Origin of the sequence: Pseudomonas iridis (assembly GCF_017980685.1) — a bacterium.
Lineage (GTDB): Bacteria > Pseudomonadota > Gammaproteobacteria > Pseudomonadales > Pseudomonadaceae > Aquipseudomonas > Aquipseudomonas iridis.
This window is the reverse complement of the sequence record NZ_JACXXO010000011.1, coordinates 111,398-125,252: the sequence shown is the minus strand read 5'-3', so window position 1 is coordinate 125,252 and position 13,855 is coordinate 111,398. Positions and strand designations below refer to the sequence as shown.

The 13,855-nt window shown below is 57.1% G+C and carries 12 protein-coding genes; 3 read left to right on the top strand and 9 right to left on the bottom strand.

The window, feature by feature from the left end:
* Window positions 1–55: 55 nt before the first annotated feature.
* From kdpB to kdpF, 3 genes are read right to left on the bottom strand one after another with little or no spacing between them, the layout of a single operon-like run.
* Window positions 56–2,113, bottom strand: a complete 2,058-nt coding sequence (gene kdpB / locus IEQ42_RS18660; protein ID WP_210704591.1) for a potassium-transporting ATPase subunit KdpB — start codon at window positions 2,111–2,113, stop codon at window positions 56–58.
* A 10-nt stretch (window positions 2,114–2,123) separates the two neighbouring features.
* On the bottom strand, window positions 2,124–3,818 hold the full coding sequence (gene kdpA, locus IEQ42_RS18655) for a potassium-transporting ATPase subunit KdpA (protein ID WP_210704590.1): 1,695 nt from the start codon (window positions 3,816–3,818) through the stop codon (window positions 2,124–2,126).
* A gap of 8 nt (window positions 3,819–3,826) precedes the next feature.
* Window positions 3,827–3,916 (bottom strand): K(+)-transporting ATPase subunit F, encoded by a 90-nt coding sequence (kdpF, locus tag IEQ42_RS18650; RefSeq protein ID WP_007899818.1) that lies wholly within the window; start codon window positions 3,914–3,916, stop codon window positions 3,827–3,829.
* Between the two features lie 397 nt (window positions 3,917–4,313).
* Between kdpF and eat the strand changes: the two genes are divergently transcribed.
* The 3 genes from eat to IEQ42_RS18635 all read left to right on the top strand — a co-directional run bounded on the left by eat (window position 4,314) and on the right by IEQ42_RS18635 (window position 6,673).
* Entirely contained in the window at window positions 4,314–5,678 is a 1,365-nt protein-coding gene (gene eat, locus IEQ42_RS18645; RefSeq protein ID WP_210704583.1) for an ethanolamine permease, read from the top strand.
* Between the two features lie 131 nt (window positions 5,679–5,809).
* Window positions 5,810–5,977 (top strand): DUF2897 family protein, encoded by a 168-nt coding sequence (locus tag IEQ42_RS18640; protein WP_100847753.1) that lies wholly within the window; start codon window positions 5,810–5,812, stop codon window positions 5,975–5,977.
* A gap of 138 nt (window positions 5,978–6,115) precedes the next feature.
* On the top strand, window positions 6,116–6,673 hold the full coding sequence (locus tag IEQ42_RS18635) for a TetR/AcrR family transcriptional regulator (protein WP_210704582.1): 558 nt from the start codon (window positions 6,116–6,118) through the stop codon (window positions 6,671–6,673).
* On the opposite strand, the gene fabF is transcribed toward IEQ42_RS18635, so the two are convergent.
* From fabF to IEQ42_RS18605, 6 genes are all read right to left on the bottom strand, one after another.
* Window positions 6,670–7,944 carry a beta-ketoacyl-ACP synthase II gene (gene fabF / locus IEQ42_RS18630; protein ID WP_210704580.1) on the bottom strand — a complete coding sequence of 425 codons (1,275 nt, stop codon included), beginning with the start codon at window positions 7,942–7,944 and terminating at the stop codon, window positions 6,670–6,672. The two genes, IEQ42_RS18635 and fabF, sit on opposite strands and share 4 nt — an antisense overlap.
* A 32-nt stretch (window positions 7,945–7,976) precedes the next feature.
* The gene (locus IEQ42_RS18625) at window positions 7,977–8,771 is read right to left on the bottom strand and encodes an SDR family NAD(P)-dependent oxidoreductase (protein WP_210704578.1); all 795 of its coding nucleotides are present in this window, start codon (window positions 8,769–8,771) and stop codon (window positions 7,977–7,979) included.
* A gap of 211 nt (window positions 8,772–8,982) precedes the next feature.
* Window positions 8,983–9,318 carry a ComEA family DNA-binding protein gene (locus IEQ42_RS18620; protein WP_210704577.1) on the bottom strand — a complete coding sequence of 112 codons (336 nt, stop codon included), beginning with the start codon at window positions 9,316–9,318 and terminating at the stop codon, window positions 8,983–8,985.
* Between the two features lie 110 nt (window positions 9,319–9,428).
* Window positions 9,429–11,417: a polysaccharide biosynthesis protein gene (locus tag IEQ42_RS18615; protein WP_210704666.1), complete on the bottom strand. Its 1,989-nt coding sequence runs from the start codon at window positions 11,415–11,417 to the stop codon at window positions 9,429–9,431.
* 121 nt (window positions 11,418–11,538) lie between these two features.
* The gene (locus IEQ42_RS18610) at window positions 11,539–12,555 is read right to left on the bottom strand and encodes an MraY family glycosyltransferase (protein ID WP_210704575.1); all 1,017 of its coding nucleotides are present in this window, start codon (window positions 12,553–12,555) and stop codon (window positions 11,539–11,541) included.
* Window positions 12,552–13,538 carry a UDP-glucose 4-epimerase family protein gene (locus tag IEQ42_RS18605; RefSeq protein ID WP_228732007.1) on the bottom strand — a complete coding sequence of 329 codons (987 nt, stop codon included), beginning with the start codon at window positions 13,536–13,538 and terminating at the stop codon, window positions 12,552–12,554. The genes IEQ42_RS18610 and IEQ42_RS18605 overlap by 4 nt, the downstream gene beginning before the upstream one ends.
* Window positions 13,539–13,855 lie beyond the last annotated feature (317 nt).

Sequence of the window (13,855 nt, the reverse complement as noted above, 5' to 3'; positions counted from 1 at the left end):
CTCGGTCAGTCCCCTCTCCCCCCGGGAGAGGGTTAGGGTGAGGGGCTCTTCAGCCTCACACCAGATGCAACGCCGTGAGCAGCATGTCGATCGCCTTGATCCCCACAAACGGCACCAGAATCCCGCCCACGCCATAAATCAGCAGATTGCGTCGCAGCAACGCCGCCGCACTTGCCGCTTGAACACGCACACCGCGCAGAGCCAGCGGAATCAGCACTACGATGATCAACGCGTTGAACACAATGGCCGACAGAATCGCGCTCTGCGGACTGCTCAGGTGCATGATGTTCAGCACGCCCAGTTGCGGGTAGATCGAGGCGAACAACGCCGGCAGAATCGCGAAATACTTGGCGATGTCGTTGGCGATGGAAAAGGTCGTCAGCGCACCACGGGTCACCAGCAATTCCTTGCCGATCTGCACCACGTCCAGCAGCTTGGTCGGATCGCTGTCGAGGTCGACCATGTTCGCCGCTTCGCGTGCGGCTTGCGTGCCGTCATTCATCGCCATGCCGACGTCGGCCTGGGCCAGCGCCGGGGCGTCGTTGGCGCCGTCACCGCACATCGCGACCAGACGACCGTCGTTCTGCTCGAGGCGAATACGCGCCAGTTTCTTTTCCGGAGTGGCTTCGGCGAGGACGTCATCGACGCCCGCTTCAGCCGCAATCGCAGCAGCGGTCAGCGGGTTGTCACCGGTGACCATCACCGTGCGAATCCCCAGTTTGCGCAGCTCGGCAAAACGCTCCCGGATGCCCGGTTTGACCACGTCCTTGAGGTGGATCGCGCCGAGCAATTTGCCGTCGACACAGACCAGCAACGGTGTGCCGCCGCTCTGAGCGATTTTGTCGATTTCCCGCGACAGTGCCGGCGCCAGATCGGCGCGTTGTTGACCGATGAAACTCAGCAGCGAATCCACCGCACCTTTGCGATAGATGCGGCCCTGGTAGTCGACACCGGACAAGCGGGTTTCAGCGCTGAACGGCACAACAGTCAGGGTTTGCGGCGAAGGCTCAGGTTGCGGATGCAGGCCGCGCAGGTACTCGACGATGGATTTGCCTTCGGCGGTTTCGTCACCCAGCGACGCAAGCAACGCACCTTCGGCCAAGTCACGGCCCGTCACGCCAGGCGCGGCATACACCGCGCTGCACCGACGGTTGCCGAAGGTGATGGTGCCGGTCTTGTCGAGCAGCAACACATGCACATCGCCCGCGGCTTCCACCGCGCGACCGGACTTGGCTATCACGTTCAGGCGCACCAGACGATCCATCCCGGCGATACCGATCGCCGACAGCAGGCCGCCGATGGTGGTCGGAATCAGCGTCACCAACAGCGCCACCAAAAACACCAACGGCAGGCTGCCGTTGGCGAAGTGGGCGAAGGGTTGCAGGGTCACCACCACCAGCAGAAAGATCAGCGTCAGACCGATCAGCAGGATATCCAGCGCGACTTCGTTAGGGGTCTTCTGGCGTTTGGCGCCTTCGACCAAAGCGATCATGCGGTCGAGAGTCGATTCACCGGGGTTGGCGGTGATCTTCACCAGCAGCCAGTCAGACACCAGTCGGGTGTTGCCGGTGACCGCCGAGCGGTCGCCGCCGGACTCGCGAATGACCGGCGCCGATTCACCGGTAATCGCCGCTTCGTTGACCGCAGCAATGCCTTCGATGACTTCACCGTCACCGGGGATCATCTCCCCCGCTTCGACGCGAACCACATCGTCCTTGCGCAGACTTGTCGCCGGCACAACCTGGAAGCTGCCGTCAGCCTGTTTGCGTCGAGCGCTTAAGCCTTCGCTGCCAGCCTTGAGGCTGTCGGCGCGGGCCTTGCCGCGGCCTTCGGCCAAGGCTTCGGCGAAGTTGGCAAACAACACGGTGAACCATAGCCACAGGGCGATTTGCGCGGCGACGAACGTCGGCAAATCAGCATCGGGAATGAAGCACAGCACCGTGGTGAAAATCGCGGTCAGTTCGACCACCAGCATCACTGGCGAACGCTTCAGTTGCCGAGGGTCGAGTTTGACGAAGGCTTGCACCAGCGCCGGACGCCACAGGGCCGAGATCGCGGTTTTCGCTTGTTCCGGTGCTTTGGCGGCAGCGGGTTTGATTGCGGGCATATTCATCATTGACTCCTTAGAAGCCCAGGCTCAGGTGTTCAGCGATTGGACCCAACGCCAGAGCCGGCAGAAAGGTCAGGCCGCCCACCAGCAAAATGGTCACGGTCAACAGGGTCACGAACAGCGGGCCGTGGGTCGGGAAGCTGTTCTGGCCGATCGGTGCGGTTTTCTTCATTGCCAGGCTGCCGGCCAAGGCCAGAACCGGAAGGATGTAGCCGAAGCGACCAATCAACATGCCCAGGCCGAGCATCAGGTTGTGGAACGGCGTGTTCGCGCTCAAACCACCAAACGCCGAACCGTTGTTCGCACCGGCCGAGGTGTAGGCGTAGAGCAACTGGCTGAAACCGTGGGGGCCGGGGTTGCTGATGCTCGCCGCAGGGCCTGGCAGGGTGGCGGCGATCGCGCCGAGTACCAGCACGCCGACCGGCATCACCAGCAGCGTGACCACGAGCAATTGCACTTCTCGCGCCTGGAGTTTTTTACCCAGGTATTCCGGCGTACGGCCAATCATCAGACCGGCGAGGAACACCGCGATCAACACGTTGAGCAACATGCCGTAAAGCCCGGCACCGACGCCGCCGAAGATCACTTCGCCGACCATCATGTTGACCAGCGCAACCATGCCGCTCAGCGGATTGAGGCTGTCGTGCATGCCGTTGACCGAGCCGTTCGACGCCGCCGTGGTGGTCACCGACCACAGCACAGTGGCGGTGGTGCCGAAACGCGCTTCCTTGCCTTCCAGCGGTGCGGTCTGTTCGACGGCAGCGTTGTTCAGGGTCGGATTCGGCTGGTACTCAGCCCACAGCGAAGTCGCGCCGCCGATCAGGAACAGCGCCAACATGCAGGCGATGATCGCGCGGCTCTGACGCAGGTCCTTCACGTAATGGCCGAAAGTGAACACCAGCGCCGCCGGGATCAGGATGATCGAGGCAACTTCGAACAGATTGCTCCACGCGGTCGGGTTCTCGAACGGATGCGCCGAGTTGACGCCGAAGAAGCCACCACCGTTGGTGCCCAGTTGCTTGATCGCAATCTGACTGGCAGCCGGACCGAGCGGGATCACTTGATCAACGCCCTGCAGGGTCACCGCATTCACATACTGCGCGAAGGTTTGCGGCACGCCCTGCCAGACCAGATACAGCGCCAGCAGCAGGCACAGCGGCAGCAAGCCGTAGAGGGTGGCGCGGGTCATGTCGACCCAGAAGTTGCCCAGTGTCTTGCTCGACTTGCGGCCGATGCCACGGCACAAAGCGACCAACACGGCGAGGCCGGTGGCGGCGCTGACGAAGTTCTGCACGGTGAGGCCAACCATCTGGCTCAGGTAGCTGAGGGTCGCTTCACCACTGTAGGACTGCCAGTTGGTGTTGGTCATGAAACTGACCGCGGTGTTGAACGCCTGAGTCCATTCCTGGCCCGGCAGGTTCTGCGGGTTCAGCGGCAAGTGATCCTGAAACAGCAGAATCGCGAACAGCAGCAGGAAACCGGCAAGGTTGAAGGCCAGCAGCGCCAGCGTGTACTTCTGCCAGCTCTGCTCATCCTGCGGATTGACCCCGGCCACGCGAAAACAGCCGCGCTCGACCGGACCGAGAATCGGCGTCAGCCAGGTACGCTGGCCTTCCATCACCTTGTAGTAAAAGCGCCCGAGGAACGGCGCCGGCAGCAAGACCAACGCAAAGAACGCGAGGATCAGCCAATAGTCATAACTGTGCATAGCCGCTCCTAGTTCCGATCCGCGCGCAACAGCGCAACCAACAGATAAATGAACAGCCCCACTGCCAATAGCAGTGACACCCCGTCCAGAACGCTCATGGAAGATCTCCGTGTTACGGCGTATTGCCGCGTGTGCAGTGATTGTCGGGAAGGAGGCTGTAAAGGAACGAGAGCGAGGGTGAGCGCGGGGCATAAAGAAAGCGTAAAGAGTGGGTTTATGCTCGCGTTACGGCCAGGTTTTGCCGGGGCTGGGCTGGCCTTGTCGCAAGCAGGCTCGCTCCCACATTGAAATGCATTCCCCCTGTGGGAGCGAGCCTGCTCGCGAAGACGGCAGAACGGGCAACATCGCACCCTACTGGCGCATAAACCTTGCACATTCAGCAACGAACATCCCCGATACGACAGCTTTCAGCCCTTTACGACCCGCCAATACAAAATGGCACGCCCACTGCACACGCCCTCCCCCGAGCTTTCCAACCGTTCAGGGAGCAAACGCATGAACACACAACTCAAACCCACGCTGGGCACGCTGCACTTGTGGGGTATCGCCGTGGGGCTGGTGATTTCCGGGGAATACTTCGGCTGGAGTTACGGCTGGGGCGTGGCCGGGACGCTGGGTTTTCTGGTGACCTCGTTCATGGTCGCGACCATGTACACCTGCTTTATCTTCAGCTTCACCAAACTCACCACCGCGATTCCTCACGCTGGCGGGCCGTTTGCCTACAGCCGTCGGGCGTTTGGTGAAAAAGGCGGATTGATCGCCGGGCTGGCGACGCTCATCGAGTTCGTCTTCGCTCCACCGGCGATTGCGCTGGCCATCGGTGCCTATCTGAATGTGCAATTTCCGGCGCTCGATCCGAAACACGCGGCAGTCGGTGCGTACATCGTCTTTATGGGCTTGAACATCCTTGGGGTGAAACTGGCGGCGACCTTCGAGTTGATCGTCTGCGTGCTCGCCGTCGCTGAATTGCTGGTGTTCATGGGCGTCGTCGCTCCGGCCTTCAGCTTCAGTAACTTCGCGCTCAATGGCTGGGCCGGCTCGGACGTTTTCGGTGCGCCAGCGATTGCCGGGATGTTCGCCGCGATTCCGTTCGCTATCTGGTTCTTCCTCGCCATCGAAGGCGCAGCCATGGCCGCCGAAGAAGCCAAGGATCCGAAACGCACGATCCCCAAGGCTTACATCAGCGGCATCCTGACTCTGGTGTTACTGGCCATGGGCGTGATGTTTTTTGCCGGCGGCGTCGGCGACTGGCGCACCTTGGCCAACATCAACGACCCACTGCCGCAAGCGATGAAAACCGTGGTCGGCGAAAACTCCGGCTGGCTGCACATGCTGGTATGGATCGGCCTGTTCGGTCTGGTGGCGAGTTTCCACGGGATCATTCTTGGCTATTCACGCCAGTTCTTCGCCCTCGCCCGCGCCGGCTATCTGCCCGCATCGCTGGCGAAACTGTCGCGCTTCCAGACGCCGCACCGGGCGATCATTGCCGGCGGCGTGATCGGTATCGCAGCTATTTATAGCGACGGCCTGATCAACCTCGGCGGCATGACCCTTACTGCCGCGATGATCACCATGGCGGTGTTCGGCGCGATCGTGATGTACATCATGAGCATGCTCAGCCTGTTCAAACTGCGTAAATCCGAGCCAAACCTTGAGCGCACCTTCCGTGCGCCGTGCTATCCGTTGATCCCAATGATTGCATTGGTACTGGCGGTGGTGTGTCTGGTGGCGATGGCGTGGTTCAACACACTGATCGGGCTGATATTCCTCGGTTTCATGGCGGTGGGGTTTGGTTATTTCATGCTGACTGGCCAACTGCGTGCCAACGCACCAGCCGACGCGATGCTCACGGGTCATTGAGGGATTGATCGGGTGCACCGGGCATAACGGGCCTAGAATGGAACCACTGCGAGTTCACTTCGCTCAAAAGTTGTATGCAGCGGTTAACGGCGAAATCCTCGCCCACCGATCTGCCTTTAAGGAGAGCCGTTATGCCTTGGTATGCCTGGTTGATTCTTGTCGTTGCAATCGGCTCGATTGTGGGCGGGTTGATGATGTTGCGAGACACCGCCAACAAGGTCGAACTGACCGATGAAGAACGCAAGCGCGTCGCGCAACGCAATGCCGAAGCGGACGCGAAAGAAGCCCAAGACCGCTAAAGAAAAAACCCCGCCTAACTGGCGGGGTTTGTTTTTCAGATCCGTATCTGCCCTTCTGCGTGTTTTTTAGAAGTAGAAGTACACTCGCCATTTAATTTTCCATGGTTAATATGCGGGTATTGTTGCGGAGAGATCCAGATGCGTTACTCGCAGGACCATAAAGCCCAGACACATCAACGAATAATCAAGGAAGCCTCGGCGCGATTCCGCAAGGATGGAATCGGTGCGACCGGCCTTCAGCCGTTGATGAAAGCGCTGGGGCTGACCCACGGCGGTTTTTACTCGCACTTCCGATCAAAGGACGAGTTGGTCGAAAAGGCACTGCAAGAGGCAGGCGACCAGGTTGATGGGCTATGCGCTGAAATCTTTGCCCAGGAACATCCGCTGCAAGTGTTTATCGACACTTACCTGTCCGAATGGCATCAGACATCGCCACAAGAAGGTTGCCCCCTGCTGACCATCTCTGCGGAACTGGGATTGCGCGGACAACCCAGTCCAACCAGTGACGCCGTGCTCAACGCACGACTGAATCAGATCGAAGAAACCCTCGAAGGTGACAATGGCGCCGACCGGGCCATCGTCATCATGTCGACCCTGGTTGGCGCTTTACTGCTGTCACGCAGTGTCGCGGATACCGAGTTCGCTCAACGCATTCTCGATGTCACCCGCGAGCACCTCAAACAAGCCAAATATTAAGCCTGCCAACGCTTGAACAACACACTCGCATTCACACCGCCAAAGCCGAACCCGTTGGATAACGCATACTCGATCGGCATCGGCCGGGCCTGGCCATGGACGATGTCCACGCCTTCGCTGGCAGGGTCCGGATTATCAAAGTTGAGCGTCGGCGGCACCACCTGATCGCGAATTGCCAACAACGTGAAGATCGCCTCAAGTCCGCCCGCAGCACCCAGCAAGTGACCGGTGGCGGATTTGGTCGAGGTCACGGCAATTTTGTTCTCTGTACCGAACAACGCCTTGATCGCCGCCAACTCGCCGAGGTCGCCAACCGGCGTGGACGTCGCGTGAGCATTCAGATGCTGGACCTGATCCGGCGTGATACCGCCCTGAGTCAAAGCCAGCTCCATTGCCCGCCGTGCACCACTGCCATCTTCCGGCCCAGCGGTCAGGTGATAGGCATCGGCCGTGGTGCCGTAACCGACCAGTTCCGCCAGGGGCTGCGCGCCACGAGCCAAGGCATGTTCAAGAGACTCGATCACCAACAGGCCGGCGCCCTCGCCCATGACAAAACCATCACGTCCACTGTCGAATGGACGTGAGGCTCGCTGCGGAGTGTCGTTGTAACCACTGGACAGCGCCCGCGCAGCCGCGAAACCGGCAAGGCTGACTCGATCGATCGAGGCTTCCGCCCCGCCGCACACGGCGATATCGGCTTCACCGGATCGAATCAATCGCGCCGCATCACCAATCGCCTGAACGCCGGCAGCGCAAGCAGTCACTGGCGCCCCCAACGGTCCTTTGAGGTGGTGCTGAATCGATACGTGCCCGGCTGCCAGATTGACCAGAAACGACGGAATGGTGAACGGCGACAAACGACGCGGGCCACGACTATCAGTCGTACGCACGGCATCAGCAATCGCACCGAAACCACCAACACCGGAACCAATGATTGTCGCGGTGCGCTCTTGATCCGTCGCATCGGCTGGATGCCAATCAGCCTGCTCCAACGCCTGCCGCGCGGCCTCCATGGCAAACATGATAAAGCGGTCCATCTTCTTCTGTTCTTTCGGCGCGGTGGCGCGATCCGGGTCGAAACCGGCCTCGGCGTCCTCTTCCAGGGTCGGCACTTGGCCGCCAACACTCGTGGGCAAGTCAGCGACCACTGCTTCAGGCAAATTGCGCAACCCCGAACGCCCCTGCAGCAAACGATGCCAAACAACCTCGACACCGCTGCCCAAGGGTGAAACCAGGCCCATGCCCGTGACGACTATTCGACGCTGATCCATACCGCATGTACCTCCAACTGATTCAGAAAATCTTACTTGTAACGGCTGGCAGCCGAACTGCGGGACAGGTTCGGCGCCATCACCAACCGCGCAGCCACAAAGGCTTGCCAGTCACCCGCATCCGGAAGGGACGGGATGGTAATGAGCTCGCCCTGATCGAGACCTGCCAGCGCGGCATCGACCATCTCGCCAGCCTCCATGACCATTTCAGCCGGGATGCCGCTGGCATCGATTCCGGAACGCTCCCAGATTTCAGTGCGGGTAACGCCGGGCAGTACCGCCTGGACTTTTACACCGGTGCCGTCGAGTTCAGCGTTCAGCGATTGGGTCAGGCTCAGCACATAGGCTTTACTGGCGCTATAAGTGGCGTTGAAACGCTCCGGAAACAGCGCCACGACCGAGGCTATGTTGATGATCGTGCCGCGACCCGCCTTGGCAAAACTCGCTGCAGCGGCCGATGCCAGACGAGTGACCGTGGTGACGTTGAGCTGGATCAGCCGCTCAAGATTCTCTAAATCTGCATTGGCCAACAGACCGTCAGCCGCAACGCCGGCGTTGTTGACCAGCAGGCTGATGCTCGAATCGCTGCGCAGACGCTGCTCGAGTTTGAGCACGTCATCCTTTTGCGTCAGGTCCGCCTTGAGCACTTCGACCTGAACACCATAGGCGTCACGCAACTTGCTTGCCGCACTTTCCAGACGCTCTTGGTCGCGGGCCACTAACAACAAGTCAAAACCGCGCGATGCCAAGCGTTCTGCGTAAATCGCTCCGATACCAGACGATGCGCCAGTGACGAGAGCTGTACCTTGGGACGCAACAGAATTCATGACCGGACTCCTGAAAAGCTTGAGAGATAGACCTCTGGATCTCGTTGATACAGAGCGCGTGGAAATTATTATAGGCATAATCTCAATATAATATGATAGCCATAATTTTCAGCTGTCCGACAGACGTGCTCTTGGTTTCCTCAGTCAAACGCCTTACCAGAAAAACAAAAAGGCCGGTCAATGACCGGCCCCTTGGCGTTGAACAATAAGCTTAGTTCACTTCCAGCTTGTCGCGATTACGATCCAGGATCGCCTTGCCGATACCCTTGACTTCAAGCAACTCGTCCACGGATGCGAACGGCCCGTTTGTTTCACGATATGCAACAATCGCTTTGGCTTTGGCTTCGCCCACACCAGACAGTTCTTTTTGCAGCGTTGCCGAGTCGGCGTCGTTGAGATTGATTTTTGCACTTTTCGAAGACGCCGCAGTGTCGATCACGATCGACGCTTCTGGCGGCACAGGCGGCGAGACAGGCGCCGCAACCACGGCAATAGAGGCGCTAGTGAGCAGAGCAAACATCAGGGAATAGAAATAACCAGTACGCATTAGTGACGCTCCATCATCATTTGAGAAAGCAGCTTTTCCGAAGCTGCTCTCCAAATGTAGGTCATGACGGGCTCAAGTCAAAAATGCGTGCGTTACAGAATGTGAAACAATCAAGGCTCGAGGCGGCGTTGCTGGTAGATCCAGTCGACGATCTCGCCGTCGGGGGTGTAGCCGGAGACGGTTTCGCGCAGGAGTTGGCGGACTCGGGTGTAGTCGTCTTGATCGACTGCCGCCAACAACTCAACCAGCTTTGCCTTGAGTAAATCCCAGGAAAGGTAATCCTCGCTGGCAGTCATGATCATGGGGTGCAGAGTCGCCGCCACGTTATCGCCAATCAGCAACTCTTCGTAAAGTTTTTCACCAGGACGAAGCCCCGTGAATTCAATGGCGATATCACCATGGGGATTCTTTTCCGATCGCACACTCAGACCAGAAAGGCGAATCATCTTTTCTGCCAGCTCGACAATCTTCACCGGCTCGCCCATATCCAGAACGAAAACGTCACCGCCCTGCCCCATTGAACCTGCCTGAATCACCAGTTGGGCGGCCTCAGGGATAGTCATGAAATAGCGGGTGATCTTCGGATGAGTGACCGAGAGGGGCCCACCTAACTTGATCTGTTTATGGAACAACGGAATAACCGACCCGGAAGATCCCAGCACGTTCCCGAAACGTACCATCGTGAAACGGGTTTTATTGACGCGGGACACATTCGAGGTATCGTTAAACAAGACAGGGGCCAGCTCGCGGCTCAGGGCCTGGAGCGTCATTTCAGCCAAACGCTTTGTACTACCCATCACGTTGGTTGGCCTGACTGCCTTGTCCGTGGAAATGAGTACGAAGTTGGCAACGCCGGCTTGCAATGCGGCTTGCGCGGTGTTCAGCGTACCGATGACATTATTGAGTACGCCTTCGGCAATATTGTGTTCAACCATCGGAACGTGTTTATAGGCCGCGGCGTGATACACCGTATCGACTCGCCATGTCCTCATTACGTCCAGCAGTTTGTCTTGGTTGCGCACAGAGCCAAGGATAGAGAGCAACTTTACAGGCAACGATTCGCGCGCGATCCGCTGCTCCAGCTCCGACATGATGCTGTACAGGTTGAACTCACTGTGTTCAAACAACAAAAGCGTAGTGGGCCGCAGGGCGAGGATTTGCCGACACAGTTCAGAGCCGATAGAACCACCGGCGCCGGTCACCAAAACCACTTGTGACTTGATGCAGTGTTCAAGCAGGTCGGCCTGTGCGGGTACGGCATCACGGCCAAGCAGGTCGCCGATGTCCACCTCTTGAATGTCATCGACTTTCACACGACCGCTCGCCAGATCCATGAAACCGGGAACACTTCGCACATGCAACGGAAAACCTTCCAGATATCCCAGAATTTCACGACGTCTTCCACGATTGGTGGAGGGTATGGCCAGGAGGATTTCCTGAGCGCCAGTCGCCTCGATCATCCGCTGGATATGCTTGGGCTTGTAAACCTGTAATCCCGAAATAACCCTGTCGGCAATAGTGCTGTCGTCATCGATAAAGGCGACCGGACGCATGGCTCGCCCCATGCGCAGCGCCGCAACGAGCTGGTTGCCTGCCGCACCGGCGCCATAAATGGCAACCTTGGGCAAACCATTGTCTCTGTTAGTGAACGGTACGTGCTGAGCAGCGGTAAACCAGTCACCGAGGAAATACTGACGCATCGCCAGCCGCAGACCACCAATCGTCAGCAGACTGAGCCACCAATAATTGAAAATGATTGAGCGGGGTACAACTTGCTCATGATTGCTATACCAATAGACCACAAGCCCGAGTATGAGCGCTGACAGGCTTACGGCCTTTACGATTTCGATCAGCGCATCGTTACCAAAGTAACGTAGAACCGCGCGGTACAGACCGAAACGAATGAAGAGCGGAATCGCGATGACAGGAGCACACAGGAACAACCACGTGTGATCTCTCACCGGATTTATCATTTCGTCAATTCCAAGACGAACGACAAAGGCCATCCAAAGCGCAATCCAGACCAACACTACATCGGTCGCAACCTGCATCAGCCTTTTTTGCCGCCGAGGAAGCTGAAGTAGCCATTGGCGAAGCATTTCAATATCCTTTTCAAAATAATCAAGCGACAAGCTTAAAGCTCAAGAGGGTTTATCTCAATTGACATCAAGGCTCTTTACCCTGCGCACCCTGAAAATCGCACCGGGAAGAAGAACCGACTCAACCTTCGCGTTGACCTGCCTTGAACCGCAAGGCCAAAAGAGTCAACGGTACGTAGGCTATCAACAAACCGACAACCCCCTCCAAACTTCCAAGGGCCACCAAAATGGCAACCGGTAACAGCCAGATCAGGTTGATACAGGTAACGGACAAAGTGATGGCTAAGTGCCCACCAAACTGACGTGATGCATATTGGTAGGCATGGCTGCGATGAGCCTCGTAAACCTTGTCACCCTTGACCAGTCGGACAACAAGGGTAGAGGTCGCATCGACGATGAATACGCCCAGCAGGATGAGCCACCCCCATAATAATGCAGGGTCGACCCACGCTGCTTGCAAAGACAAGAGACCCAGCGTAAGCCCCAGGAACCCGCTACCCGCATCCCCCATAAAAATACGCGCCGGGGGAAAATTCCAATACAGAAAACCCGCCACTGCCAAGGACAGCACTATCGGACCCCACACAAATTCGATGTGTCCGGAAACAACATAAAGTAGCGCCCCGCCCAGGCAAGCAAATATGGCTTCCATACTTGCCAATCCATCTATACCGTCCATGAAGTTATAAAGATTCAACAACCAGACAAGATAAAAACTTCCAAACACGTAACCGGCCCAAGCCAAATCCAACGACATCCCGAATACGGGAATAGGCGCCAATCCGCCGATAATAATCAATCCCGTGATCGCAGCGACAAAATGGCAAAATAACCGCCAACGGGCTGGAGTATGGGAGTAATCGTCGAGCAAACCGATGATAGTGACTCCGCCCCCAGACACCGCGATTGCCCCTATGAGGGACCATTGAACCAATCCTGTCAGTGCAAGCAAAACCGCGCTCAATACAAATGAGACGGCAATGGCCACACCGCCCCCCGTTGGGGTAGGTAGTTCATGAGAACTTCGCGCATTCGGAATATCTATCAGACTATTGGAGAGGGCATATCGACGCAATGCAGCTGTTCCAATGAGTGCACCAGCAAGCGCCAACGATAAAATCCAATACAAGTTAGTCATCTACGATATTCCAAAAAATCTTTAGTCGTTCTATTCAAGGCATCTTGTACCGAAACTGGCGAATTCCAACCCAATAAAGTTTGGGTTTTACTGATATCAACCTGCAGTGATCCGCACAACCGCTGAGACAATGCTCGCCGCCCCAAAGCAGCTGCACAGAAAATCAACAATCGTTCAGGCACGGGAAGCAAACGACTTTTGACACCTAGAGCTTCGGCGGTGCGGGTCAGCAACTCAGTCGTAGACAGGTCAACGCCATCGCTGACTAAGAATATTTGACCGGCGGCATTATGATGCGTCAGGCAAACCAAAATCAAACTGACCAAGTTTTCGAGTGAAACCAAACTGCGCCTATTATTAATGGCGCCAAAAGGCAGAGGTATGCCTTTTTTGAGCCACGTCATCATGTTCAGAAAATTTGCCTTGACGCTCGGACCATAAATCAAGGTGGGGCGAATGATTACAACCTCCATCCCCGTTTCGCGCGAAAGGGCGAGTAACGCCTCTTCCGCCTCTTTCTTGGAAATGCCGTAGGGGTCGGATGGCGCCGGAACATCGTCAGCAGTGAACGGGTGACCAGGCTCCGTCGCCTCGCCATTCACTTTAATGGAACTGATAAAGACAAACCTTTTAACCCCGGCTTGCGCAGCTTGCCGGGCAAGATTGACCGTGCCCTCGACATTGACCCTCCGAAACTCGGATAACGCATCCACGGCGACCTCCTTCATCACATGCACCCGTGCAGCAGCATGAACGATAACCGCTACGCCCTTTAAACAATTCCCCCATTCGGTTGAGGATGAGATATCGGGGATACAGAATGATTGGGTGTTTGCTACAGGCGAATTTACCTTTGAACGCACGACGGAAACCGGCAAAAAACCCGAGTGGTTATCCAGAGCTCTGACCAATGCAGATCCAACGAAGCCATTTGCCCCGGTGACCAGGACTCGCAGAGGTAAGTGATCTATATCAACAGTCAATTTGAAACCTCCTCGTAATCGAGAGCCACGTATTTTTCGGCTCATCGGAACAACAAACTATTTTTATGTTTTTACAAGCCAAAGCGCACGATCGTACAGCGAGAAACCATCGACCCCGCGAGTCTTATTCGTGTCGAGAGTAGCCACGCATTCATGCATGGGCTCAAGCCATGGTATTGATGGCCAGTAGCGCATTCCTGGGCGCCACCCTATGTATAGGTCCATGGTTTTGCCGCTGAATCTGCAAGTGTTCGAATTTCATTTGCTCTACCAACGAATTAAAATTCTGGAGGTTCTCCAGGACTCCGCGCGTATTG

Bases quoted from the DNA above. Each gene is read 5' to 3' on its own strand.
- kdpB (WP_210704591.1), bottom strand. From the start codon at position 2,113: ATGAATATGCCCGCAATCAAACCCGCTGCCGCCAAAGCACCGGAACAA.
- kdpA (WP_210704590.1), bottom strand. From the start codon at position 3,818: ATGCACAGTTATGACTATTGGCTGATCCTCGCGTTCTTTGCGTTGGTC.
- kdpF (WP_007899818.1), bottom strand. From the start codon at position 3,916: ATGAGCGTTCTGGACGGGGTGTCACTGCTATTGGCAGTGGGGCTGTTC.
- eat (WP_210704583.1), top strand. From the start codon at position 4,314: ATGAACACACAACTCAAACCCACGCTGGGCACGCTGCACTTGTGGGGT.
- IEQ42_RS18640 (WP_100847753.1), top strand. From the start codon at position 5,810: ATGCCTTGGTATGCCTGGTTGATTCTTGTCGTTGCAATCGGCTCGATT.
- IEQ42_RS18635 (WP_210704582.1), top strand. From the start codon at position 6,116: ATGCGTTACTCGCAGGACCATAAAGCCCAGACACATCAACGAATAATC.
- fabF (WP_210704580.1), bottom strand. From the start codon at position 7,944: ATGGATCAGCGTCGAATAGTCGTCACGGGCATGGGCCTGGTTTCACCC.
- IEQ42_RS18625 (WP_210704578.1), bottom strand. From the start codon at position 8,771: ATGAATTCTGTTGCGTCCCAAGGTACAGCTCTCGTCACTGGCGCATCG.
- IEQ42_RS18620 (WP_210704577.1), bottom strand. From the start codon at position 9,318: ATGCGTACTGGTTATTTCTATTCCCTGATGTTTGCTCTGCTCACTAGC.
- IEQ42_RS18615 (WP_210704666.1), bottom strand. From the start codon at position 11,417: ATGCTTCGCCAATGGCTACTTCAGCTTCCTCGGCGGCAAAAAAGGCTG.
- IEQ42_RS18610 (WP_210704575.1), bottom strand. From the start codon at position 12,555: ATGACTAACTTGTATTGGATTTTATCGTTGGCGCTTGCTGGTGCACTC.